The 24,246-nt window shown below is 72.2% G+C and carries 21 protein-coding genes; 11 read left to right on the forward strand and 10 right to left on the reverse strand.

Annotated features, from left to right (window positions below; all coding sequences use genetic code 11):
- Positions 1–90: 90 nt before the first annotated feature.
- Positions 91–1,785, reverse strand: coding sequence for a thiol reductant ABC exporter subunit CydD (gene cydD / locus WFI00_RS06380; protein WP_336631493.1), 1,695 nt, complete (start codon positions 1,783–1,785; stop codon positions 91–93).
- A 67-nt stretch (positions 1,786–1,852) separates the two neighbouring features.
- Between cydD and moaA the strand changes: the two genes are divergently transcribed.
- On the forward strand, positions 1,853–2,968 hold the full coding sequence (gene moaA / locus WFI00_RS06385) for a GTP 3',8-cyclase MoaA (RefSeq protein ID WP_336631494.1): 1,116 nt from the start codon (positions 1,853–1,855) through the stop codon (positions 2,966–2,968).
- A gap of 117 nt (positions 2,969–3,085) precedes the next feature.
- Here moaA and cydB read toward each other — a convergent pair whose 3' ends face one another.
- The 3 genes from cydB to WFI00_RS06400 all read right to left on the reverse strand — a co-directional run bounded on the left by cydB (position 3,086) and on the right by WFI00_RS06400 (position 6,335).
- Entirely contained in the window at positions 3,086–4,120 is a 1,035-nt protein-coding gene (gene cydB, locus WFI00_RS06390; RefSeq protein WP_336631495.1) for a cytochrome d ubiquinol oxidase subunit II, read from the reverse strand.
- A gap of 12 nt (positions 4,121–4,132) precedes the next feature.
- The gene (locus WFI00_RS06395; protein ID WP_336631496.1) at positions 4,133–5,578 is read right to left on the reverse strand and encodes a cytochrome ubiquinol oxidase subunit I; all 1,446 of its coding nucleotides are present in this window, start codon (positions 5,576–5,578) and stop codon (positions 4,133–4,135) included.
- Between the two features lie 133 nt (positions 5,579–5,711).
- Positions 5,712–6,335 (reverse strand): helix-turn-helix transcriptional regulator, encoded by a 624-nt coding sequence (locus WFI00_RS06400; protein WP_336631497.1) that lies wholly within the window; start codon positions 6,333–6,335, stop codon positions 5,712–5,714.
- Positions 6,336–6,468: 133 nt separating this feature from the next.
- Between WFI00_RS06400 and WFI00_RS06405 the strand changes: the two genes are divergently transcribed.
- Entirely contained in the window at positions 6,469–7,764 is a 1,296-nt protein-coding gene (locus WFI00_RS06405; protein WP_336631498.1) for an alpha/beta hydrolase, read from the forward strand.
- Between the two features lie 27 nt (positions 7,765–7,791).
- Here WFI00_RS06405 and WFI00_RS06410 read toward each other — a convergent pair whose 3' ends face one another.
- Both WFI00_RS06410 and WFI00_RS06415 read right to left on the reverse strand, forming a co-directional pair.
- Complete coding sequence (locus WFI00_RS06410) at positions 7,792–8,820, reverse strand: LLM class flavin-dependent oxidoreductase (RefSeq protein WP_336631499.1); 1,029 nt, start codon at positions 8,818–8,820, stop codon at positions 7,792–7,794.
- 200 nt (positions 8,821–9,020) lie between these two features.
- Positions 9,021–9,527, reverse strand: a complete 507-nt coding sequence (locus tag WFI00_RS06415) for an FBP domain-containing protein (protein ID WP_336631500.1) — start codon at positions 9,525–9,527, stop codon at positions 9,021–9,023.
- Between the two features lie 419 nt (positions 9,528–9,946).
- Between WFI00_RS06415 and WFI00_RS06420 the strand changes: the two genes are divergently transcribed.
- The 6 genes from WFI00_RS06420 to WFI00_RS06445 all read left to right on the forward strand — a co-directional run bounded on the left by WFI00_RS06420 (position 9,947) and on the right by WFI00_RS06445 (position 16,504).
- Positions 9,947–10,897 (forward strand): aldo/keto reductase, encoded by a 951-nt coding sequence (locus tag WFI00_RS06420; RefSeq protein WP_336631501.1) that lies wholly within the window; start codon positions 9,947–9,949, stop codon positions 10,895–10,897.
- A 38-nt stretch (positions 10,898–10,935) separates the two neighbouring features.
- Entirely contained in the window at positions 10,936–11,724 is a 789-nt protein-coding gene (locus WFI00_RS06425) for a sulfurtransferase (RefSeq protein ID WP_336631502.1), read from the forward strand.
- Entirely contained in the window at positions 11,721–12,689 is a 969-nt protein-coding gene (locus tag WFI00_RS06430; RefSeq protein ID WP_336631503.1) for a squalene cyclase, read from the forward strand. Before WFI00_RS06425 ends, WFI00_RS06430 begins: the two co-directional genes overlap by 4 nt.
- Before the next feature lie 10 nt (positions 12,690–12,699).
- Positions 12,700–13,776 (forward strand): DNA glycosylase AlkZ-like family protein, encoded by a 1,077-nt coding sequence (locus WFI00_RS06435; protein WP_336631504.1) that lies wholly within the window; start codon positions 12,700–12,702, stop codon positions 13,774–13,776.
- A gap of 104 nt (positions 13,777–13,880) precedes the next feature.
- The gene (locus WFI00_RS06440) at positions 13,881–15,179 is read left to right on the forward strand and encodes an O-acetylhomoserine aminocarboxypropyltransferase/cysteine synthase family protein (protein ID WP_336631505.1); all 1,299 of its coding nucleotides are present in this window, start codon (positions 13,881–13,883) and stop codon (positions 15,177–15,179) included.
- The gene (locus tag WFI00_RS06445; RefSeq protein WP_336631506.1) at positions 15,176–16,504 is read left to right on the forward strand and encodes an LLM class flavin-dependent oxidoreductase; all 1,329 of its coding nucleotides are present in this window, start codon (positions 15,176–15,178) and stop codon (positions 16,502–16,504) included. Before WFI00_RS06440 ends, WFI00_RS06445 begins: the two co-directional genes overlap by 4 nt.
- Before the next feature lie 459 nt (positions 16,505–16,963).
- Here WFI00_RS06445 and WFI00_RS06450 read toward each other — a convergent pair whose 3' ends face one another.
- Genes WFI00_RS06450 through WFI00_RS06465 form a run of 4 tightly spaced genes read right to left on the reverse strand, consistent with a single transcriptional unit; the run spans position 16,964 to position 20,183 of the window.
- On the reverse strand, positions 16,964–17,875 hold the full coding sequence (locus tag WFI00_RS06450) for an ABC transporter substrate-binding protein (RefSeq protein ID WP_336631507.1): 912 nt from the start codon (positions 17,873–17,875) through the stop codon (positions 16,964–16,966).
- 45 nt (positions 17,876–17,920) lie between these two features.
- Complete coding sequence (locus WFI00_RS06455; RefSeq protein WP_336631508.1) at positions 17,921–18,637, reverse strand: ABC transporter permease; 717 nt, start codon at positions 18,635–18,637, stop codon at positions 17,921–17,923.
- On the reverse strand, positions 18,634–19,323 hold the full coding sequence (locus WFI00_RS06460) for an ABC transporter permease (protein WP_336631509.1): 690 nt from the start codon (positions 19,321–19,323) through the stop codon (positions 18,634–18,636). The genes WFI00_RS06455 and WFI00_RS06460 overlap by 4 nt, the downstream gene beginning before the upstream one ends.
- Entirely contained in the window at positions 19,320–20,183 is an 864-nt protein-coding gene (locus WFI00_RS06465; protein ID WP_336631510.1) for an ABC transporter ATP-binding protein, read from the reverse strand. Before WFI00_RS06465 ends, WFI00_RS06460 begins: the two co-directional genes overlap by 4 nt.
- Positions 20,184–20,279: 96 nt before the next feature.
- Between WFI00_RS06465 and WFI00_RS06470 the strand changes: the two genes are divergently transcribed.
- The 3 genes from WFI00_RS06470 (at position 20,280) to WFI00_RS06480 (ending at position 24,214) form a co-directional block, all read left to right on the forward strand.
- Positions 20,280–21,719, forward strand: a complete 1,440-nt coding sequence (locus tag WFI00_RS06470) for a dihydrolipoyl dehydrogenase family protein (protein ID WP_336631511.1) — start codon at positions 20,280–20,282, stop codon at positions 21,717–21,719.
- Positions 21,720–21,816: 97 nt separating this feature from the next.
- The gene (locus tag WFI00_RS06475) at positions 21,817–22,464 is read left to right on the forward strand and encodes a PadR family transcriptional regulator (protein ID WP_336631512.1); all 648 of its coding nucleotides are present in this window, start codon (positions 21,817–21,819) and stop codon (positions 22,462–22,464) included.
- A 4-nt stretch (positions 22,465–22,468) separates the two neighbouring features.
- Positions 22,469–24,214: an ABC1 kinase family protein gene (locus WFI00_RS06480; protein WP_336631513.1), complete on the forward strand. Its 1,746-nt coding sequence runs from the start codon at positions 22,469–22,471 to the stop codon at positions 24,212–24,214.
- The last annotated feature ends 32 nt before the right edge of the window (positions 24,215–24,246 follow it).

The raw sequence follows: 24,246 nt of genomic DNA on the forward strand, positions 1-24,246 counted from the left end.
CGGCGGTCGCGGCGGTGCGATCCGTCGCGCCGGGGTCGGTCGTGCGGGACCCGGCCGTGGGGGCCGCGGTCCTGGGGGAAGAGGCCGTGCTCATGCGGTCACCTCCGCGCCGTCGAGGGTGACGACCCGGTCGGCGATGGCGCGCGCCGTGGGCCGGTGCGACACGAGCAGGACGGTCGCTCCGGCGTCGGCCAGGGCCCGCACCGAGCGCCACAGCTCGGCCTCCGTGTCGGGGTCGAGCGCGGCGGACGGCTCATCCAGGGCGATCACGGACGCCCGGCGGTCGAGATGGCGGGAGAACGCGCGGGCGACGGCGACGCGCTGCGCCTGACCGCCGGAGAGGCCCGCTCCCTGCACACCCAGCTCCTGCTCCGGATCCAGGTCCGTGGCACCCGCGAGGTCGAGCGCGCGGCGCACGGACGAGCGGATCGCGTCCTCGGGCGTGCGGTCGTCCGCGCCGAGTCGGACGTTCTCGGCTATCGTGCCCGCGATGAGGCCGGGCTGCTGGCCGGCCCACGCGAGCCAGGTGCTCGGCGCGAGCCCCCGCACATCGCGTCCGTCCACCTGGGCCTCGCCGTCGAAGTCCGCCGCTCCGCGCAGCGCGGCGAGGACGCTGGTCTTGCCGCTGCCGCTCGGTCCCTCGATGAGCGTCACGGTGCCGGGCTCGGCGGCGAAGGTCACGCCGGGGAGCAGGCGCTCCCCGCGGCGGACGCGCAGTCCGCGCACGTCCACCCGGCCCGGGCCCGCGGGTGCTGCGGGGGCATCGGTCGGTGCGGATGCCGTGCGGGGCGCCGCCGCTGCGGCATCCAGCACGGCGAAGACGTCCTCGGTGGCCGCCACGCCTTCCGCGGCGGCGTGGAACTGCACACCCACCTGACGCAGCGGCAGGTACGCCTCGGGGGCCAGAAGGAGGACGAACAGGCCCACCGCGTGCGCGAGCGAGCCGTCGATCAGCCGGAAGCCGATCGACACGGCGATGATCGCCACCGAGATGGATGCCAGCAGCTCGAGAGCGAACCCGGAGAGGAAGGAGACGCGGAGCACGCGCATCGTCTCGCGGCGGTAGGAGGCCGTCACCCGTTCGATGGAGGAGACCGCACGGTACTGCCGGCCGAACACCTTGAGGGTGGAGAGCCCGCGGACGGTGTCCGCGAACCGCGCGGCGAGCCGGCCGAGCGTCTTCCACTGGGCGTTCTGCACCGATCTGGTGGCCAGGCCGATGAGGATCATGAAGACGGGGATCAACGGGATCGTCAGGATGACGGTGAGTCCGGAGATCCAGTCCTGCCACCACATGATCGCGACCAGGATCGGCGTCGCGATCATCGTCAGCACGAGCTGCGGCAGGTAGCGGGAGAAGTAGGCGTCGAGGGCCTCGAGGCCGCGCCCCGCCACGACCGCGAGCCGTGCGGTGTTGCGCGTGGCGAGCCACCCGGGCCCGAGGTCGGCGACCGCGGCGACGAGCTGGGCGCGCAGCTGCGCTTCGACACGGGCGGCGGCGCGGGCGCACACGACCTCGCGCAGCCACAGCAGCACCGCCCGGGCGGCGACGACGCCTCCGAGGCCGCCGAGCACCCCGGCGAGCTCGCCCGCGGGCATCCCGTCGATCGTCCCCGTGATCGCTCGCGTCAGCAGCCACGCGAACGCCGCGATGACGAGGGTCTGGGCGAGGCCGATCGCGGCGATCGCGACGAAGAATGCCCGGGAGGCGGTCGCGTAGCGCAGGAGCCGGGGGTCGACCGGCCGCATGCGCGTGCGCGGGGGCGACGACTCGACTTCCGGCATCCCTCCATCCTTCCAGATCGGTTCCTCCGCAGCCGCGTCGCGGGGTGTGCGGGGGTAGCCTCGGACAATGGTCGCGGTCTCTGTCACCCTCGCGCGGCCCCGCCCTGCGGGCGCCGCCCGGGCGACGCCGTCCGGACGCCCCGGCGATCCGCTCGTCGATCGCTTCGGGCGCGTGCACCGCGACCTCCGCATCTCACTGACCGACCGCTGCTCGCTGCGCTGCACGTACTGCATGCCCGAGCAGGGCAACGAGTGGCTCGCGCGGTCGAGCATCCTGACGGTCGACGAGATCGAGCGGGTGGCCCGCGTCGCCGCGGCCTCGGGGATCACGACGTTCCGGCTCACCGGCGGCGAACCGCTGCTGCGCACCGACATCGTCGAGGTCGTGCGACGCCTCGCCGCGGTCCGCGCACCCGACGGGTCGCCGATCGACCTCGCGATGACGACGAACGGCATCCGTCTCGCCGAGCTCGTCGAGCCGCTGCGCGAGGCGGGGCTGCGCCGGCTCAACATCTCGATCGACACGCTCCGCCGTGACCGGTTCCGAGAGCTCACGCGCCGTGACCGACTCGACGACGTCCTCGCCGGGATCGCCGCTGCCGCCGCCTCCGGCCTTCGTCCGGTGAAGCTCAACACCGTCGCGATGCGCGGTGTCAACGACGACGAACTCGTGGAGCTCGTCGAGTTCGCGCGGGGCCACGGGGCGCAGCTGCGGTTCATCGAGCAGATGCCGCTCGATGCCGGCCACACGTGGGATCGCGCCGCGATGGTGACGCGCGCCGAGATCCTCGCCGCACTGTCGGAGCGCTGGGCGCTCGCCCCCGTTCCGGGGCGCGGCGGTGCGCCCGCCGAGAAATGGACCCTCGACGGCGGGCCCGACACGGTGGGTGTCATCGCCTCCGTCACCGCCCCGTTCTGCGGGCAGTGCGACCGGCTGCGGCTGACCGCCGACGGCCAGCTGCGCAACTGCCTGTTCTCGACGGGGGAGTACGACCTCGTCCCGGCGTTGCGGGGCGGCGACGCACCGGTCGCCGGCGACGAGACATCCGGATCGGCCCCGGTCGTCGACGCGCGGATCGACGCGGTGCTGCGCGCCTGCGTCGCCGGCAAGCTCCCCGGCCATGCGATCGACGACCCGTCGTTCCTGCAGCCCGCGCGCGGCATGAACGCGATCGGCGGCTGACCCTCCCGCGCCCGCGCCCCGCGCCCCGCGCACGCGAGAAACCACATCCGAGGCGAGAAACCCCTGCAGGGGTGGTTTCTCGTCGCGGATGTGGTTTCTCGTCGACGCGGGGCGGGGTCAGTGGGCTCCGGCGAGCTCGGCCTTCTCGATCGTCGTGCGCATGACGCGCTTGCGGAACACCCAGTAGGTCCAGCCCTGGTAGGCGAGCACCAGCGGGAGGAAGATCAGCGCGGCCCAGCTCATGATCTCGAGGGTCATCTGCGTGCTCGACGCGTTCGCGATCGTGAGGCTGTACGCATCGTCGGTCGAGGACGGCATGACGTACGGGAAGAGCGCGAGCCAGAGGGTCAGCACCGCGAACACGATCGTCGCGGCGCCGGCGGCGAACGCCCACCCGTCGCGATCGATCCAGTTCGCGGCGACGGATGCCAGGAGCGCGACGGCGGCGATGATGCCGCACGCGACGACCGCCCACAGGAGCGGAGCATCACGCCCCGCGGCGAGGAAGATCGTCCAGACCACGGTGCCGGCGGCGAACACGACCGTCGGGATCGCCAGCTTCTTGCCGAGAGCCTGCGCGTCGTGGTGGACCTGACCGTCGGTCTTCAGCCCGATGAAGTGCACGCCGTGCAGCCAGAACAGGAGCATCGTCGTGATGCCGACCCAGAGGCCGTAGGGGTTCAGCAGCGTGAACAGCGTGCCGGTGAAGTTCTTGTCCGCGTCGATCGGGACGCCCTGCACGATGTTGCCGACCGCGACGCCCCAGAGGAGCGCGGGCAGGAACGATCCGATCGTGATCATCCCGTCGAAGCGGCGCTTCCACCGCAGGTCGTCGCGCTGGTGGCGGTACTCGAACGAGACGCCGCGGACGATGAGGGCGAGCAGGATGATCAGCAGCGGCAGGTAGAACCCGCTGAAGAGCGTCGCGTACCACTCCGGGAAGGCCGCGAACAGGCAGGCCCCCGCGACGATGACCCAGGTCTCGTTGAGGTCCCAGACGGGGCCGATCGTGTTGATGACCTGCCGCCGCGAGACCTCGTCCTTGCCGAGGAAGGGCAGGGACATACCGACACCGAAGTCGAACCCGTCGAGGACGAAGTAGCCGACGAACAGCACTCCGACGATGAAGAACCAGAGGTAGGCGAGATCCATGTCTGTCAGCTCCTAGTAGACCGTCGACGGGGTGTCTTCGACGGACAGTTCGTTCGGGTCGGGGTCGCCGGGCTTCGGCAGGGGCGCGGGGCCCTCCTTGACCGTCTTGACGATCAGCCCGAACTCCACGACCGCGAGGATCGCGTAGATCAGCGTGAAGGCGATGAGGGAGACCAGCACCGTCCAGCCGGGCACGTTCGGCGAGACGCCGTCCTGGGTGAGCATGAGCCCGAACACGATCCAGGGCTGGCGGCCCATCTCAGTGAAGATCCAGCCGACGAGGATGCCGAAGAGGGCGAGCGGCGCCTGCCAGATCGCGATCCTCCACATCCAGCCCGCGACGGGACGCTTGGCGTTCTTGCGCGTGACCCAGAGGCCCACGACCGCGATCGCGGTGGCGAGGATGCCGAAGCCCATCATCCAGCGGAAGGCCCAGTAGGTGACCCACAGGATCGGCGCGAAGTTGCCGTCCACCTGGTCGGCGAACTGCGGGAACATCTGCGTCGTGTAGAGGTGGTTGAGGTCGTTGATGCCCTCGACGCAGCCGTTGAAGTCGTGCGTCGACAGGAAGGCCAGCGCGTAGGGGACGCGCAGCGACCAGATCTCACCGGTCCCGTCCGGCGTGCCGATCGAGAAGATCGAGAACGAGGCATCCGCCCCGCACGCGGAGTTGAACATCGCCTCGGCGGCGGCCATCTTCATCGGCTGCGTCTGGACCATGACGAGGCCCAGCTGATCGCCTGACAGGGCCGTCGCCGCGAAACCGACGATCATGGCCCACAGGCCGAACCGCAGCGAGGTGCGCATCGTCTCGAGGTTCTGCCCCCGGGCCAGGTGCCACGCGGAGGCCGCGATCATGACCCCGGCCGCAAACATGAGCGCCGACGAGATCGTGTGCGGGAACTGGGTCAGCGCGACGGGATTGGTGAGGACGGCGCCGAAGTCGGCCATCTCCGCCCGGTGGCCCTCGGTGGACATCTGGTAGCCCCGGGGGTTCTGCATGAACGCGTTGGCGGCGAGGATGAAGTAGGCCGACAGCCAGGTGCCGATGACGGTCATCCAGATCGTCGCGAGGTGGATGCCGCGCGGCAGCTTGTTCCAGCCGAAGATCCAGAGCCCGATGAAAGTCGCCTCGAAGAAGAAGGCCATCAGGCCCTCGAAGGCGAGCGGCGCCCCGAAGACGTCACCGACGAAGCGGCTGTAGCTCGACCAGTTCATGCCGAACTGGAACTCCTGCACGATGCCGGTGACGATGCCCATCGCGAAGTTGATCAGGAAGATCTTGCCGAAGAAGCGCGTCAGGTGCAGCCACTTCACGTTCGCGGTCCGGAACCACATCGTCTGGAAGATCGCGACGAACAGGGACATCCCCAGGGTCAGGGGGACGAAGATGAAGTGGTACAGCGTCGTCAGGCCGAATTGCCAGCGCGCGAGCAGCAGGGGGTCTAGGAAGTCCATCGTGGTCCTCTCTCGATGGCCCGACCGGGCCCGTCTTCCTCATGACTGAAGGTACACAGCGCCTTCTCAGGCGTTTCCGCAGCGGGCCGTGAATAAAGCGCGAGGCTCGCGCGGGCCCTCGAGCGGTCTCGGATCAGGCCGATTGCGTGGCGAGCATGAGCTGGACGACGCACTCCCGGGGGTCGCAGGAGGGGCGCATCTCGTCGACGGCGAGCGGGCCGCCGGCCGAGCTCAGCACGCTCTGCATGATGCCGAGGTGCACGCTGCACAGCACCTCGCGGTGATCGGCCTGCGCGGATGCCTGTGCGCACGGGGTCAGCTCGACGGTCAGCTCCTTCTCGTCGACGTACGGGTCGAACCCCGCGTCCACGAGGTCCTCCACGAGCGCGTCGATCTGGTGGAGCGCGGCGGTGCCGAGCTCGGGGGTCTCGCCGGGCAGCACCCGCCGCATGAGATCGCCCCGCTCTGCGGCGGCGCGCGCCTTGTTGCGCTGCACGGAGCTGAACGCGGTGACCCCGTCGGTGGCGCTGTAGAGCACGCGGGGGCGGCCGCGAGTGGTGCGGTGCTCCGTCACCGAGACGACGTAGCCGTCGTCCATGAGCCGCTGCAGGTGCTCGCGCACGGTGTTCGGATGCAGCGAGGTGGCATCGACGAGCTCCGCGACGGTGCGCTCGGGGCGCTCCTGTACGAGATGCAGGATCTCGACACGTGAGTAGTTGGAAATGGCGCTGTACCCCGCGGGGCGACCTGTGGTCATGCCACATATTATTCACGGGATTGGCGCTCGCCGCCACCCCCGCGGGTCGCGGCTTTCTTCCGGCCCGGGGGAATGGGGCCGCTCCGCCGCTCTATCAGCGGGATCACGGAGAGCGCGCCCTATAGTCGGGCCCATGGATCTGTGGCGGCTGCCGATCACGGACGGCCCGGTGCCGGTCGTGGTGTTCGCGCTCGCAGCGGCCCTGCTCGCGGTGCTCGTGGTGCGCCGTTGGCGGCTGCGGCCGCTGCTGTGGGCTCTCGGCGCGGCGCTCGCCGGTGCCCTCATCGGCTACGCGGCGTACCGCGTGGTGAACGCCACGAAGGTCTTCGGCGACGTCGTCCCGCCCTTCGTCTGGCACTGGAGCGCCGCGGCGTTCGCGGCCATCGGCCTCGCCCTCGGCGGGCTCGTGGGCGCCCGCACGTGGCGGCGGGTGGTCGCCCTGATCGGCGTCGTCGTCTTCGCCGTCGCCGGAGTCGTCGGGGTGAACATGCGATTCGGGCTCAACCCCACCCTCGGGAGCCTGTTCGGTGTGCCGTTCTCGACGATCGACCTGCCCGATCGGGGCTCGGGCGCCACGGGTGCCCCGGCGACGCCGCTGTATCAGTCGTGGACGCCGCCGGCGGGGATGCCCGCGGTGGGCGAGCGCGGCAGTCAGGCCATCCCGGCCACCGTCTCCGGCTTCCCCGCGCGGCCCGCGGGCATCTACCTGCCCCCCGCGGCGCTCGTGAAGGACGCCCCCGCCCTGCCGTTGGTGATCATGATGATGGGCCATCCGGGAGGCCCCGACGCCACCGTGATCAGCGACGTCATGGATGCCTTCGCCGCCCAGCATCGGGGGCTTGCGCCGATCGTGGTCGTCGCCGACCAGCTCGGCAAGGACGTCAACGACACCGCCTGCGCCGACTCGAGCGCCTACGGCAAGGCACGTACCTACATCACGGTGGACGTCGTCGCCTGGGCGACGCAGAACCTGCACGTCATCCAGGACCCGGCGTACTGGACGATCGCGGGGTACTCCAACGGCGGAGGGTGCGCCATCACGTTCGGCGCGCTGGACCCACAGCTGTGGAAGAACATCCTCGACGTCTCCGGTGAGCCGTACGGCGGTTCCGAGCAGGTGGAGAAGATCACCAAGACCGTGTACGGCGGCGACGCGGCCGCGTTCGAGGCATCCAAGCCCGTCAACATCCTCGCGGCGGCGGCTCCCGGGACGTACCGCGGGATGACGGCCGTGTTCACCGCGGGCGCCGAGGACGCCGCCTACATCGGCCACGCCGACGAGCTCGCGGCCGCCGCACGCGCTGTCGGCATGAACGTCGTCCGCTACGACGTGCCGGGCGCGGGGCACACCGGGGATGCCCTGAAGGTGGGCCTCTCGCAGGGGTTCGCCGCGATCGCGCCGGTCCTGGGACTCACCGCCCCGGGGTGAGCGCCGGGGCGGCGAGTCCGCGCCGGCTCAGGCGAGCGTGCTCTTCCAGCCGAGGGCGGGGGCCACATGCTGTGCGAAGGACTCGACCACGTGGAGGTTGAACGCCACGCCGAGCTGGCTCGGGATGGTGAGCATCAGGGTGTCCGCCGACATCACCGCGGCATCCTGCTTCAGCTGCTCGACGAGGACGTCCGGCGCGGCGGCGTAGGTCTTGCCGAACGTCGAGCGGAAGCCGTCGATGTAGCCGATGCCGTCGCCCTCGTTCGAGTGGCCGAAGTACAGCTCGTCCTCGGCGGTCGTGATGGGGAAGACCGAGCGGCTCACCGAGACGCGCGGGGTGCCCGGGTGGCCGGCCTCGTCCCACGCCGCGCGGAACCGGTCGATCTGCTCGGCCTGGAGGATGTCGAACGGGCGGCCGTCCGCCTCGGTCACGAGCGTCGAGGACATGAGGTTGAGGCCCATGCGTCCGGCCCATTCCGCGGTGTCGCGCGATCCTGCGCCCCACCAGACGCGGGAGCGCAGGCCGGGGGAGTGCGGCTCGATCCGCTGCAGGCCCGATCCGCCGCCGAACGGGGAGTTCGCGTCGCGCTCGGCGATGCCCTCACCGTCGATCGCGCGGAGGAAGGCCTCCATGTGCTCGCGGGCGAGGTCGGCGCCGCGCGGGTCCTGGGCGCCGGTGTAGCCGAAGGCCTCGTAGCCGCGGACGACCGTCTCGGGTGACCCCCGGCTCACGCCCAGGGCGAGTCGCCCGTCCGAGATGAGGTCGACGGCGGCCGCCTCCTCGGCGAGGTAGAGCGGGTTCTCGTAGCGCATGTCGATGACGCCGGTGCCCATCTCGATGCGGTCGGTCTTCGCCGCGACCGCCGCGAGCAGCGGCATGGGGGAGGCCTGCTGCCGCGCGAAGTGGTGAACGCGGACGTAGAAGCCGTTCGCGCCGAGGTCATCCATCCCCTGGGCGAGATCGATCGCCTGGTGGAGCATGTCGCCGGCCGTCAGCTCGCGTCCGCCGCCGAGAGGCCCGTAGTGGCCGAAGGAGAGGGTTCCGAAGCGTTCCATGGTGGTGCCAACGCTACGCCTCCCCGATCCATTCCGCCGCATGCATCCGGGTCGCCCGCCGCGTCGCCCCCGCCCGCCGCGTCGCGCCCCCTGCCGTCGAGACCGCGTCGCGGCGTCGAGACCGCGGGTGTCGCCCGGGGTCTCGACGCGCGGACGGGGTCTCGACGGGCCGACGGGGTCTCGAGGCGCGGACGGGCGCGTCAGCGGCCGTCGCGGACGGCGCGGACGAAGGCGGTGACGTTCTCGCGCATGGCCGCGACACGGGCATCCCGCGCCGCATCCGCATCGAACCCGGCGTAGGCCACCGGCGGACGCTTGCGCGCGTTGAGGTTGCACTGGAAGCGGTCGCACACCAGCGTCCCGACGGTGTCACCCCGCCGCCCCGCATCGCCGACGCGCTTCGCCGTGAACAGCAGCACGTCGTTGGGGAGGTGGATGTCCGCGCACCAGGAGCACTGCGCGCGCCCGCGGGGCCGCGACTCCGCCTGACGCAGCAGGAGGCCGGTCGCGACGCCGTCGAGCTCCGCGACGACGTAGCCGACGAGGGCGAGCTTGCGATCCCGTACGCCGTAGAAGTCGATCGCCTCCCACGTGACGTCGGCGGGGTCGGCGGGGAGCGTCAGGTTGCGGCGTTCGGACTGGGTGACGTTGATGAGGGACGCACGGATCTGCGCCTCGGTGAGGGGAAGCATGGGCAGGCCTTTCATGAGGAGAGAGGCGGATGCTGCGCCGTCGCCGGCCGCGCGCGGCGGCCGAGGGTCAGGACGTGGCCCGGCATCGGGCCACGGCGCATCCGCGGGGGAAAGTCGGGGACGACGATCGGCGCCGGGCGCGTCGATGACGCGGCTCACGGCGCCGGGGCGCGATCACCTCTCGTCGGCGAAGGATCCGCCGACGACCTCCCTCTGGCCCGCACGTCGGGGGCCGTTCCCGATACTCACCCCGCCACCCTACGCGTCCCCCACGCCGCTGCGCCCCTCCCTCGCCGCCGAGAAACCACCACCGTCGCGAGAAACACTCAGGGGCGTGGTTTCTCGAGCGCGATGTGGTTTCTCGCGGGCGCGGCGGGCGCGGGCGGCGGGAGGCGCGCGGAACAAGGGGCGGGGTGGGGTGGTTGGATCGCAGTATGACCCGCATCGGCAGCAGTGATCTCGACGTCTTCCCCCTGGCCCTCGGCGGCAACGTGTTCGGCTGGACGGCCGACCGCGACACGTCCTTCGCGGTCCTCGACGCGTTCCGCGCCGGCGGCGGCGACTTCATCGACACGGCCGACTCCTACAGCGCGTGGGCGCCGGGGCACACCGGCGGCGAGAGCGAGACGATCATCGGGGAGTGGTTGGCCAGCCGCAAGCCCGAGGGCGTCACCGTCGCCACCAAGGTGAGCCAGCACCCGCAGTACAGGGGGCTGTCCGCCGCGAACGTGCGCGCCGCGGCCGAGGCATCCCTGCATCGGCTCGGCGTCGACCGAATCGATCTGTACTACGCGCACTTCGACGATGCCGAGACGCCCCTCGAAGAGACCGTCGCCGCCTTCGGCCGCCTCGTCGCGGACGGCCTCGTGCGCTACACGGCCGTCTCGAACTACTCCGCCGACCGCATCCGTGAGTGGGTGCGGATCGCCCGTGACCTCGGGGTCGCCGAGCCGGTGGCGATCCAGCCGCACTACAACCTCGTCCACCGGGAGACCGAGGACGACATCGTCCCCGTCGCCGAGGAGTTCGGTCTCTCGCTGGTGCCGTACTTCGCGCTCGCGAAGGGGTTCCTGACGGGCAAGTATCGCTCGACGGACGTCGCGGGGCACGACAGCCCGCGGGCGGAGGCGGCGGCCTCGTACGCCACCCCGCAGGGCCTGCAGATCATCCAGGTGCTCGAGCGGATCGGCGAGGCCCACGACGTCTCGGTCGCCGCGACCGCCCTCGCCTGGCTGCGGGCGAAGCCGACCGTGGCAGCACCCATCGCGTCCGCCTCGCGTCTGGACCAGGTCGAGGCGCTCCTGGACGGCGGCCGGGTCGATCTCACCGCCGACGAGGTCGCCGAGCTCGACGAGGTCTCGGAGTGGACGCCCGCGGACATGTGAGGATGCCCGCTGTCGGCGCCGCGGCCTAGGCTGGGGCGGTGTCCGACGCCCGACCTCTCTCCGTCCTGAACGTCTCGGCGTACCTGTTCACGCACCTGCCGGATGCCGCGCAGCTGCGTCCGGTGCTGCGCGGGCGCGCTCTCGACGCGGGGCTGCGCGGAACGGTCATCCTCGCCGAGGAGGGCATCAACCTGTTCCTCGCCGGTGACGGGCACGCGGTCCGCGGCTTCGTCGACGCCCTCCGTGCCGACCCCCGATTCGCCGCGCTGCGCACCCGCGAGACCTGGTCGGCGACGCAGCCGTTCGGCAAGATGCTCGTCAAGCTGAAAGCCGAGATCATCCGGATGGATCGTCCCGCGATCGCTCCGGGCCGGGGCCGGGCACCGGCGGTCGACCCCGCCACGCTCCGGCGCTGGCTCGACCAGGGACACGACGACGCGGGCCGCGAGGTCGTGCTCCTGGACACGCGCAACGCCTTCGAGATCGACGAGGGCGGATTCGAGAACGCCGTCGACTGGGGCATCGACAGGTTCACCCAATTCCCGGATGCCGCGGCGCGACACCGCGACGCCCTGGTCGGCAAGACCGTCGTGAGCTACTGCACCGGCGGCATCCGCTGCGAGAAGGCGGCGCTCGTCCTCCGTGACGAGGGCATCGACGCCTGGCAGCTCGATGGGGGCATCCTCGGCTGGTTCGCCGAGGCCGGCCAGGCGCACTACCGCGGAGACTGCGTCGTGTTCGACGACCGACGCGCCGTCGACAGCGACCTGCTGCCGGTGCGCGATCCGGCCGGCGTCGGGGCGGTGGGGCCCGGCCCGGGGCGATGACCGACGACGCCGTCCTCGCGTGGCTGCGCGATTCCGACCCGATGCTGCGATGGCAGGTCGAGCGGGATCTGGCGGGCGAGCCGGCGCGTGTGTGGCGGGCCACGCGTGGTCGGATCGCCACCGAGGGCCACGGCGCCGCACTCCTGTCGCACCAGGACGCCGACGGCCAATGGGCCGGGGGTGCCTTCTTCCCCGCGGGGATGACACACCACCCGGCTCCGGGTGAGCAGCCGTACACGGCGACCACCTGGACTCTCACGATGCTGCGCGAGGGCGGCCTCGAGGCGGGGGCCCTCGCCGGGACCGCCGACCTGCTCGGTGCCCACTCCCGCTGGGAGTACGACGACCTGCCGTACTGGGGCGGCGAGGTCGACGTCTGCATCAACGCGATGACGCTCGCCAACGGTGCCTGGCTCGGCGCCGACGTCACCGACCTCGCCGCGTGGTTCCCCGACCACGCGCTGGCCGACGGAGGGTGGAACTGCGAGTGGGTGGAGGGATCGGTGCGGTCGTCGTTCCACTCGACGATCAACGCGGTGCGCGGGCTGCTCGCCTACGAACGGATGACCGGCGACGCCTCCGTGCGCGAGGCGCGTCACCGCGGCGAGGAATACCTGCTCGAGCGCCGCCTGCGCTACCGCGCCTCGACCGGCGAGCGGGTGGGAGCGTGGGCCGACCTGGTCGTGTGGCCGTATCGGGCCCCGTTCACCCTGCTCAAGGCGGTCGATCACCTGACCGAGGCCGCCGAGGTCGACGGGACACCGCCCGACGACCGCGCGCGCGAGGCCGTGGAGCGGCTGCGGGCGCGCCGCGGGGCGGACGGACGCTGGCGCCAGGAGGCGCGCTTCGGCGGCGACACCTGGGTGGAGCACGACGTCCCGCCGGGGGAGCCGTCTCGCTGGCTGACCTTCCTGGCGGAGCGTGCGCTGCGCCGGTGGGACCGCGCTGGGGGTGGGGATGGGTAGGGTCGCGGGCATGCACGAGCTCACCCGCGAACAGGCGCGCCGGATCGCGGTCCGCGCACAGCTGCTCGACGCGGATCGCCCGGGCGATGTCGTCGAGGTCGCCGAGCAGCTCGGCGCGATCAAGATCGACCCCACCGCCACCATCGCCCCCGCCGAACAGGCCGTCCCGTGGGCCCGCATCGGGTGGGGGTACGAGCCGGGTCAGCTGACGAAGGCGGTCGAGGACGACCGGCAGCTCTTCGAGTTCGACGGGCACTTCCGCGCGGCGTCCCTGCTCCCGGCGACGCTGGCCCGGATGCGCGGCTATGTCTTCCGCGCCCGGGCGGCGGGCTGGCTGGAGGCCAACGCCGCGTTCCGGCGGGATGTCCTGGCCCGCCTGCGCGCGGAGGGGCCGATGCTCGCCGCGCAGATCCCCGACACCAGCCAGGTCGCCCACGGCGACGAGAGCGGCTGGTACGGGTCGAACCAGGTGCCTCGGATGCTCGATCTGCTGGCGATCACCGGCGAGGCGGCGATCGTCGCGCGCCAGGGCCGTCAGCGGGTGTGGGAGCTCGGAGAGCGCGCATACGCCGGCGTTCCCGTGCTCGACCACGACGAGGCCGGCGCGATCCTCGACGAGCGTCGCCTCCAGGCGGCGGGGATCGCCCGCCATCGATCGCCCTGGACCCCCGTCGGTGCGGCGGGGGAGCCCGCGCGCGTCGAAGGGTCGGCGTGGACCTGGCGCGTCGATCCCGCGGCGCTCGCCGCCCTGGACGACGATCCGGGCGGCCGTGTCGCCGTCCTCAACCCCTACGACGGGATGATCTTCGACCGTCCGCGCCTGAGCGAGCTGTTCGACTTCACGTTCGTCCTCGAGCAGTTCAAGCCGAAGGCGCAGCGCCGGTACGGCTACTTCGCGCATCCGATCCTCGTCGGCGACCGCTTCGTGGGCCTGCTCGACGCCGAGCTCGACAAGAAGAAGGAGAACCTCGTCGTCACCGCCGTGCACGAGCTGGTCGACCTCGACCCCGAAGAGCGCGAGATGGTGGATGCCGAGATCGACGACCTCGGCGAGTGGCTCGGCGTGCCCGTCGTCCGCGCCCGCTGAGCGCGCCCGTCACACGGCGACACGTGATTGGCGCCGATCGGGCGCCCACCGCGACGATGGGTCCGGTGACGCGCGGGACGGCGCGCTCGCGGGAGGGACGGACGATGGCCAGGCGCGGATTCACGACACGGCAGGTGCACGAGCGCGCGCCGGGGGCGGCGCCCACCGCGCGAGCGACGCCCATCTACCTGACCGCGGGGTTCGAGTTCGACGAGTACGAGAGCGCGGCCGCCCATTTCGGCGAGGGCCAGGGCTACGCGTACACGCGCATCGGCAACCCCACGGTCGAGAGCGTCGAGCATACCCTCGCCGCGCTCGAGGGCGGATCCCAGGCGCTGCTCCTCGCGAGCGGCCAGGCGGCGACGACCGTCGCGATCCTCGCCCTCCTCGAGGCCGGCCAGCACATCGTGTCGTCCACGCACATCTACGAAGGCACGCGCGGGCTGTTCCGCGACAACCTGACGCGACTCGGGATCGCGTCGAGCTTCGTCGACGACATCGACGATCCGGATGCCTGGGAGGCGGCGATCCGCCCGGAGACCCGCGCGCTGTTCGCCGAGTCGATCTCCAACGCCGCGAATCGCCTCATCGACATCGCGGCGATCTCCGAGGTCGCCCACCGCCACGGCATCCCGCTGATCGTCGACAACACGTTCGCCACGCCCTACCTCGTGCGTCCCCTCGAGCACGGCGCCGACGTCGTCGTCCATTCCGCGAGCAAGTTCCTCGCCGGCCACGGCAGCGTCCTCGGGGGCGCGATCGTCGACAGCGGCCGCTTCGACGCCGCGCGCTCCGGAGCAATCTTCCCGCACCTCGTGGCCCCCGGTCGCGTCGGGGCGAGCATCGCCGATCGGGTGGGCGGCGACGCGCGGATCGCGTACGCCCGCGAGAGCGTCGCCCCTCGGTTCGGGCCCACGCCGTCGCCGCTCAACGCCTTCCTCATCGGACAGGGCATCGAGACGCTGAGCCTGCGGGTCGAGCGGCAGAGCGCGAACGCGCTCGCCGTCGCGCAGTGGCTGGACGGCCGTCCCGAGATCGCCGCCGTCGACTACGCGGGCCTGCCCGCGCACCGTGACCATGCGCTGGCGGCGCAGCAGCTGCCGGACGGGTACGGCTCCGTGTTCAGCTTCACGGTCCGCGGCGGCGCCGCTGCCGCCCGGCGGCTCGTCGAGGCGCTCGACGTCTTCACCCACATGACGCACCTCGGCGACGTGCGCTCCCTGGTCCTGCATCCGGCGTCGACCTCGCACGCGACGCTCAGCGCCGAGGAGCGCGCGGCGGTCGGCGTCTTCGACGGCACCCTCCGCGTCTCGATCGGCATCGAGGACGCCGACGACCTTATCGACGACCTCGCTCGCGCACTCGCGGTGGCGGCATCCGTCGACGTCGCGGTGGTCGCGTGAGCGCGGGCTCGGCGCGTCCGCAGCACTTCGGCTGGTTCCTCGCGCGCGGGTTCGGCCCGCACGGGTGGGGGCATCCGTATCTCGACTGGGACTACGACTGGACGCGTCCCGACCTGTACCAGCAGTCCGCCCGCGAACTCGAGCGCGCGGGGTTCGACTTCGTCCTGATCGAGGATGCCCCGTCGCTCGGCTCGTCCGAGACGATCGACCTCCGCGTGCGTCACGCGTTCGGCGGGCCCAAGCACGACCCCCTGCTGTTGGCGCCGTACCTGTTCCAGGCGACGAGTCACCTCGGGGTGATCCCGACGGTCAATCCCGCCGCGTACCTGCCGTACACGGCGGCGCGGCAGTTCGCGACACTGCAGCACCTGAGCGGCGACCGGCTGGGGCTCAACGTCGTCACCGACACGGGCAGCGCCCGGCACTTCTCCGCCGCGCCGCCGCTCGGGCACGACGCCGCCTACGACCGGGCCGAGGAATGGCTCGGGTCCCTGCGCGAGCTGTGGGGCTCGTGGGGTGACGGCGCGCTCGTGCGGGATCCGGCATCCGGCGTGTACGCCGACGGCACGCGTCTGGACGCGGTGCGTCACCGGGGCGAGCACTACGCGTTCGACGGTCCCCTCAATGCGATCCCCTTCGAGCGGGGCGCGCCCGTCGTCGCCTCGCCCGGGGGTTCGGGCCGCGGCCTGGCGTTCGCCGGGGCGAACTCCGACATCCAGCTCGCCCTCGCTCCGCTGAACGAGAAGAGCGTGCGCGAGTACCGGGCCCGCATCCACGCAGCCGCCGTCGATCGCGGTCGCGCGCCGTCGGACATCCGCATCATGTTCGCGATCCAGCCGGTGATCGTCTCGTCGCCGGAGGAGGCGGACCGTCTCGTGGCGGCATCCGCGTCGCCGACCGACGAGGTGCTCCGCACGATCGCGCAGCGTCAGTCGAGCGATCTCGAGACCGACCTCACCGCGCTCGAGCTGGATGCGCCGCTGCCGGCCGCGCTGTTCGGCGAGCATGTGTCGCAGGGGTCGCTGCGACGTCTCACCGGCGACCGCGACGTCTCGGCCACGCCGCTGCGCGCCCACCTGACGGCCCTCGCTCGGCTCGGTCGCATCTCGGATCGCTCCGGGTTCGTCGGGACGGCGGAAGAGTTCGCCGACCTCGTCGAGGAGCTCGGCGAGTGGGGCAACGACGGCGTCCTGCTGTGGGGGGATCTGCACCCCGTGACGGTCCACCGCACGCTCGACGAGCTCGTGCCCGTGCTCCGTCGTCGGGGCATCCTGCGCCGCGAGTACACCGGCGCCGGCCTGCGCGCCGACCTCCACGCCTTCTAGCCCCCCGCCCCCCGCGCCTCGCCCCGCGCCCCCGTCCCCACCTGCCGAGTGTCCACAACGCGCGGCGCGCGGGGGTGCGGTGACCGCGTGTGGTGGACACTCGGCGGATGTCGCGGGGCCGAACCCGGGGCGAGAGGGCGACCACGCGCGCGGGGCGGGGCGCGGGACGGGGGCGCGGGCGGCCAGTCCGGGGGGCGAGTGTCCACGACGCGCGGCGCGCGGGGGTGTGGCGACCGCGTGTGGTGGACACTCGGCAGGTGTCGCGGGGCCGAACCCGGGGCGGAACCCGACGCGGAACCCGGGGCGGAACCCGACGCGGAACCCGACGGGGAACCCGGGCGGAACCCGGGGCGGAACCCCGGGCGGGGGCGGGGGCGCGACCGCGCGCGGGGCGACGGGCCCGGGGGAACGCGAAAGGGCCCCGGCGTCCGCGAGGATGCCGGGGCCCTCTCCCGTGCGTCAGCTGAGGTTGTTCTCCTTCAGCCACTGCGCGGCGATGTCCTTCGAGGACTTCTGGTCGACCGTGGACTGCACGTTGAGGGCGACGAGACCCTCCGGCGTCAGGGCCGCGCTCACCTTGTTGATGACGTCGGCGATCTCACCCGAGACGGACGTGCTGACGACCGGGACGACGTGGGATGCCAGGAACAGCCCCTTCGGGTCGGTGAGGGTCACCAGGTCGTCCGTCTGGATGCGCGGGTCGGCGCTGTAGACGTTCGCGATCTGGATGCCGCCCGCGACGAGCTCGTCGACGGTCGTGTCGGCGGTGCCCTTGAAGCTCACGTCGACGCCGTACTTGTCCTTGAGGCCCTTCGGCCCGTAGGGACGCTCCTCGAGCTCGGGCGCACCGCCCAGCGTCAGGTTCGGGACGGCGGCCAGGTCGGCGATGCTCTTCAGGTTGTGCTCCTTCGCGAACGCCGCCGTGACGTTGTACGAGTCCTGGTCGGTCGCGGGGGACTGGTCGAGGACCGTGAGGCCCTCCGGCAGCGCCTTCTTGAGCGCGGCGTAGACGTCGTCCGAGGTCGTCGCCGTCGTGTCCTTGTCGAAGAACTGCAGCAGGTTGCCGGTGTACTCGGGGAACAGCTGGATCGCGCCGCTCTCCAGCTGCGGGATGTAGGCGTCGCGCTGGCCGATCGTGAACTGGCGGTCCACGGTGAAGCCGGCGCCCTCGAGGGCCTGGGCGTAGATCTCGGCGATGATCTCGTTCGAGTAGTAGGCCTGCGAGCCGATGACGATCGTGCCCGACGCCGGGGTCTCCGATGCGCCGCCTCCGCCCGTGAGCGGGTCGGAGGAGGAGCAGCCGGCGAGGGCGAGGGCGGCGACGGTCGCGGCCCCGAGGGCGGCGGCGATGCGGGTGCGGATGCGGGACATGGTGTGCCTTTCTGAGGGTGCTGTGCGGTGCGGAAGAGGGAGGGATCAGGACGCCGCGGCGGGCGCGGTCGGGACGGCGGATCGACGGGCGGCGCGCCCGGCGACGCCCCGGGGGACGACGAGCCGCTGGACGAGCGCGAACACGCCGTCGAGCAGGAGGGCGAGGACGACCACGACGAGGGACGATCCGAGGATCTGCGGGAAGCTGCGGATCTGGATGCCCTGGATGATGAAGTATCCGACACCGCCGAGCCCGACGTACGCGGCGATGGTGACCGTCGCCACCACCTGCAGGGTCGCCGAGCGCAGCCCGCCGATGAGCAGCGGCAGGCCGAGGGGCACCTCGATCTTCCAGAGGATCTGCCACGGCGTCATCCCCACGGCGCGACCGGCGTCGATCACGGTGCGATCGATCGCCTCGAACCCGGCATAGGCGCCCGCGAGGATCGAGGGGATCGCCAGGAGCACGAACGACACGACGGCCGCCTCGGTCTTGAGGGTCACTCCGAGGACGAGGACGAGGAGCACGACGAGCCCCAGCGACGGCAGCGCGCGTGCCGCGCCCGACAGCGCGACCGCGATCTCGCGGCCGCGCCCCGTGTGCCCGATGAGCCACCCCACCGGGATCGCGATGATCGCGGCGATCGCCACCGACCCGAACGTGAAGGCGAGGTGCTGGCCGATCGCGGCCGACAGCGGCAGCGACCCGGCCAGCCGGTCGGGGGAGAAGATCCAGGCGAGGGCCTCCGCGAAGACGTTCATGCGGCGCCCTCCGCGAGCCGGGCGCGCGCGGCGGCGCGTTCGCGGCGGGTCAGGGAGCGGCGCGGCATCCACGGCATCAGGACGCGCCCCGCGACGACCAGGAGGAGGTAGATCACGAGCGCGATGACGACGACGGCGACGACGCCCGCGAGGATCTCGGGCACGATGCGCCGCTGGAAGCCGTTGGTGAACAGGTAGCCGAGGTTCTGCACGCCGATCAGGATGCCGACCGTGGCGAGCGAGATCGTCGAGGTCGCCGTGACGCGGAGCCCGGCGAGCAGCACGGGGCCCGACAGGGGGAGGTCGACGGTCCAGAAGCGGCGCCACGGTCCGTAGCCGACGGCGATCGCGGCGCTGCGGGTCGCCGCGTCGACGGAGTCGAGCCCGTCGGTGACCGAGCGCGTCATGATCGCGACCCCGTAGATGGTCAGCGCCACGATCAGGTTCGTCTCCGACAGGTACGGGACCCCGAGCGCGGCGAGAAGGGCGAACAGGCCCAGGGAGGGCACGGTGTAGAGCAGCCCGATCGTCGTCAGCACGGGTCCGCGCAAGGACGTGTACCGCCACGCGAGCCAGCCGACGGGGATCGCGATGAGGAATCCGAGCACGATCGGGATGATGCTCTGGCGCAGATGCGCGACCGTGAGCTCGCCGATGAGGTCGAGGTTGTCGACGACCCAGTTCACGTCCGGCTCTCTCCCGACAGATCCCGGGCGGTCGTCTCCGCCGCGTCCTCGACGAGCACGCCCTGCGTGCGCCCGGCCGCGTCCACGAGCACGACTCCCCGCTCGGTGCGCTTGCGGCGGAGGGCGCGGGCGCCGCGCTCGACCCCCACGAACTCGGCGACGAACTCGCTCGCCGGGTTCTCGATGATCTCGTCGGGCGTGCCGACCTGGGCGATGTGCGCGCCCTTCTCGAGGATGACGACCTGGTCGCCGAGCAGGAACGCCTCGTCGATGTCGTGGGTGACGAACACGACCGTCTTCTCGAGGTCGCGCTGCAGTCGGCGGGTCTCGGTCTGCAGCTCGCTGCGCACGATCGGGTCGACCGCGCCGAAGGGCTCGTCCATGAGCAGGATGTTGGGGTCGGCGGCGAGACCGCGGGCGACGCCGACGCGCTGCTGCTGCCCGCCGGACAGCTGACGCGGGTAGCGGTCGGCCAGCGCGCGGTCGAGCCCGACGATGTCGAGCAGCTCCAGCGCGCGCTCGCGCGCCTGCCGCTTCGGGGTGCCCTGCAGCACCGGCACGGTCGCGACGTTGTCGAGCACCGAGAAATGGGGGAGGAGCCCCGCGTTCTGCAGCACGTAGCCGATGCCCCGGCGCAGCTGGACCGGATCGCGGTCGCGGATCGGCGCATCGTCGATCAGGATCTCGCCGCTCGTCGGCTCGATGAGCCGGTTGATCATCCGGAGGAGAGTCGTCTTGCCGCACCCGGACGACCCCACGAAGACCGTGGTCCGGTGCGCGGGCAGCACGAGGCTGAAGTCGTCCACGGCGACGGTGCCGTCGGCGAATCGCTTCGTGACGGAGCGGAATTCGATCGCCATGGATCCTCCAGATCAAGGGTCTCCCAGCAAACCACATGCCTCCGACATCGTCTCGGGGGCTGGCATACGACGTCACAGTCGGGTAAAGGTTCACCCATGGATGTCACGCCGGATACCCCCACGGATGCCTCGGAGTACGACCTCATCGTGATCGGTGCGGGCCCCGTGGGCGAGAACGTCGCCGACCGGGCCGTGCAGGGCGGACTGACCGCGGTGATCGTCGAGAGCGAACTGGTCGGCGGGGAGTGCTCGTACTGGGCGTGCATGCCCTCGAAGACGCTGCTGCGTCCGGTCGCCGCGCTGCGCGCCGCCCGCGCCGTCCCCGGGGCCGCCGCCGCGGTGACCGGCGGCGTCGACGTCGCGGCGACTCTGCGGGCGCGCGACGCGATGGTGCACGAGTGGAGCGACGACTCCCAGGTGGACTGGCTCCGTCAGGCGGGGATCGACCTGGTACGCGGGCATGCCCGCCTCGACGGCGAGCGGACGGTGCGGGTCGAGGCCGCTGATGGGGCGGAACGGGTGCTGCGCGCCCGTCACGCGGTCGCCCTCTGCACGGGTTCGGCCGCGCTCCTCCCCGACATCCCCGGCCTCGCGGATGCCGCGCCGTGGACGAGCCGCGAGGCGACGGGCGTCCGCGATGTGCCGGCGTCGTTGGCGATCCTCGGCGGCGGGGTCGTCGCGTGCGAGATGGCGACCGCGTTCGCCTCGCTCGGCACGCGCGTCACCGTGATCGCGCGGTCCGGCCTGCTCGGGGGGCTCGACCCGCTCGCCGGCGACGCCGTCACCGCCGGTCTCCGGGAGGCGGGCGTCGAGGTGCGGCTGCGCACCGACGTCACCGCGGTCCGCCGCGGCGACGCCGGCGTGACGCTCGCCCTCGGCGACGGATCCGAGGTCGTCGCGGACGAGATCCTCGTCGCGACGGGCCGGGTGCCCCGCACCGCGGACCTCGGCCTCGAGACCGTCGGGCTCGCTCCCGGCGAGTGGGTGCGCGTGGACGACACGATGCGCGTCGGCGGCACCGACTGGCTCTACGCGGTCGGCGACGTCAACCACCGGGCCCTGCTCACCCATCAGGGCAAATACCAGGCACGCGCCGCGGGCGATGTGATCGTCGCCCGCGCCGACGGCTCCGGAGTGCAGAACGGTCCGTGGGGGCGGCATGTCGCGACCGCCGACCACACGGCCGTGCCGCAGGTCGTCTTCACCGAGCCGCAGGTCGCCGCCGTCGGGCGGACGGCGGCGCAGGCGCGCGCGGAAGGCATCGACGTGCGCGTCCTCGACGTCGATCTCGGCGCCGTCGCGGGCGCCGCGACGCACGCCGAGGGCTACACCGGGACCTCCCGCACGGTCGTCGACGAGGGCCGCCAGGTCGTCGTCGGGATGACCCTCGTCGGTCCCGACGTGGCCGAGCTCCTCCACGCCGCGACGATCGCGATCGTCGGCGAGGTGCCGCTGGCGCGCCTGTGGCACGCCGTCCCCGCGTACCCGACGATCGGCGAGCTGTGGCTGCGCACCCTCGAGGCGCACGGGCGCTGAACGGGCGACGCGAGGTCGCACTCTCGGGAAACTCACGGCGTCGGCGACATATCGGCGATATATCGTTGAGTATCGTTCACGATCGATGGAGGTTCTCATGAGCGGTTCGTACGGTGGACAGGGATTCGGCGGATTCGGAGCCGGTGGATCCGGGGACGGCAGAGGCGGATTCGGCGGCTTCGGCGGCGCGGGGATGAACGACCTGTTCGACGCCCTCGGGCAGCTGAAGCAGAACTTCGAGCAAGGCGTGGGCGCGACGTTCGCCCACAAGAGCGGCGGGCGGATGGGCCGCGGCGACGTCCGCGTGGCGATCCTCGCCCTCCTCGCCGAGAGCCCGATGCACGGCTACCAGATCATCCAGCAGATCGAGGAGCGCAGCGGCGGATCCTGGAAGCCGAGCCCCGGCTCGGTCTATCCGACCCTGCAGCTGCTGACCGACGAAGGCATGGTCGAGGTGCAGGAGGAGGGCGGCCGCAAGACGTACTCGATCACCGAGGCGGGGCGCGCCGAGGCATCCGACCGTCCCGCGCCGTGGCGTACGCCGGAGGCGGCATCCGGCTCCGCGGATGCGGGCGACTCCCGCGCCGACGGGCCGGGGTTCGGCGCGCTGCCCAAGGCCGGCGCCGGGCTGGCGCAGGCGGCGATGCAGGTCGGGCGGATCGGCTCTCCCGAGCAGGTGCAGCGCGCGGTCGACATCATCGACGAGGCGCGGCGCAAGCTGTACGCGATCCTCGCCGAAGGCTGACCGGATGACGACGGCGAGCCGGACGCCCTCCGCGTCCGGCCCCGCACGGGCGCCCTCGCGCGCTCGGTACGACCGCATCGTCCGATTCGCGACGGGCGTCATGGTCTCGACGTGGTGGTTCGAGCTCGTGCTGCCGCGCGTCGGACTCCGGCGCTTCGCCGAACGCGGCCGCGTCGCGCGGCTCCAGCGGATCTCGCGACGATTCCGCGTGCTGGCGATCGATCTGGGCGGGCTCATGATCAAGGTGGGCCAGTTCCTGTCGTCGCGCCTGGACGTGCTGCCGCCGGAGGTGACGAGCGAGCTGGAGCAGCTGCAGGACGAGGTGCCCGCGGTTCCCTTCTCGCAGATCCGGGCTCTCGCCGAAGCCGAGCTCGGCGTGCCGCTCGAGCGCGCGTACGCCTGGGTCGACCAGGAGCCGGTGGCGGCGGCGTCCCTCGGTCAGGCGCACCGTGCCCGGCTGGCCGTCGACGACGAGGCGCTCGCCGGATTCGCGGACGTCGTCGTCAAGGTGCAGCGGCCCGGCATCGACCAGGTGGTCGAGACCGACCTCGCCGCGCTGCGGACGATCGCGGCGCGCCTCAGCCGGATCCGGATCGTCTCGGAGCGCGTCGACGCCCCGGCCCTCGTCGCCGAGTTCGCCGCGACCTGCCGCGAAGAGGTCGACTACCTGCACGAGGCGGTCAACGCCGAGCGGTTCGCAGACCTGTTCGCCGATGGGCGCCGGGTCGCGGCGCCCGCCGTGGTGTGGGAGCGGACGACGCGGCGGGTGCTCACCCTGTCGGACGTCACGGCGATCAAGCTGAACGACGTGGCCGCGCTGCGCGCGGCGGGGATCGATCCCGCCGCCGTCGCCCAGGAGTTCGCGGAGGCGATGTTCACCCAGCTGTTCGGTGCCGGGTTCTTCCACGCCGACCCGCACCCGGGGAACGTGTTCGTGACGCCCCACGCCCCCGACGCCGCGGGGCGCACGTGGACCGTCACCTTCATCGACTTCGGCATGATGGGGCAGGTCCCGGACGGGCTGCGTGCCGGGCTGCGCCGCATGGTCATCGCCGTCGCCGCCCGCGACGGGAAGGGGCTCGTCGCGGGCATCGAGCAGGTCGGAGTCCTGCTGCCCGGCGCCGACACGAGCGAGCTCGAACGCGCGCTCACCGCGCTGTTCGCCCGTTTCGGCGGCCTCTCGTTCGGCGATCTGCAGAACGTCGACCAGCGCGAGCTGCGGGCGTTCGCCGACGAGTTCGGCGACGCGATGCGGGCCCTGCCGGTGCAGCTGCCGGAGGACTTCCTGCTGATCATGCGGGCGGTCTCCCTCACCTCCGGGGTGTGCAGCGCGCTGGACCCGCGGTTCAACGTCTGGCACGCGATCGAGCCGTTCGCCCAGAAGCTCCTGCGCGAGGAGAGTCGCGGCGTCGTGGCCGACGCGGCGAGCGGCGCGCTCGACTACGCGAAGACCCTCCTCGGCCTGCCGCAGCGGATCGACGCGGTCGCAGCCCGGATCGATCGGGGCGGACTCTCCGTGGACACGCCCCAGATCGATCTCCGGCTCGACCGCCTCGAAGCGTTGCTGCGCCGGACGATCCTCGCCGTCGTGTTCGCCGCCCTGCTGGTCGGGGGCGCGCTCGTGCTGCCGGGCCTGCCCGTGCTCGGCACGATCCTCGTCGTCGCGAGCGGGGTGCCGCTCCTGGCCGCGTTCGCCCCGCGCCGCCTCCGAGCCCCGCGCCGCCCCGGAGCCCCGCGACGTTCCGGCTGACCGGCGACCGGACGACGACGCACCGGCGAGAC

This window comes from Microbacterium sp. MMO-56, from assembly GCF_037146215.1.
GTDB lineage: Bacteria > Actinomycetota > Actinomycetes > Actinomycetales > Microbacteriaceae > Microbacterium.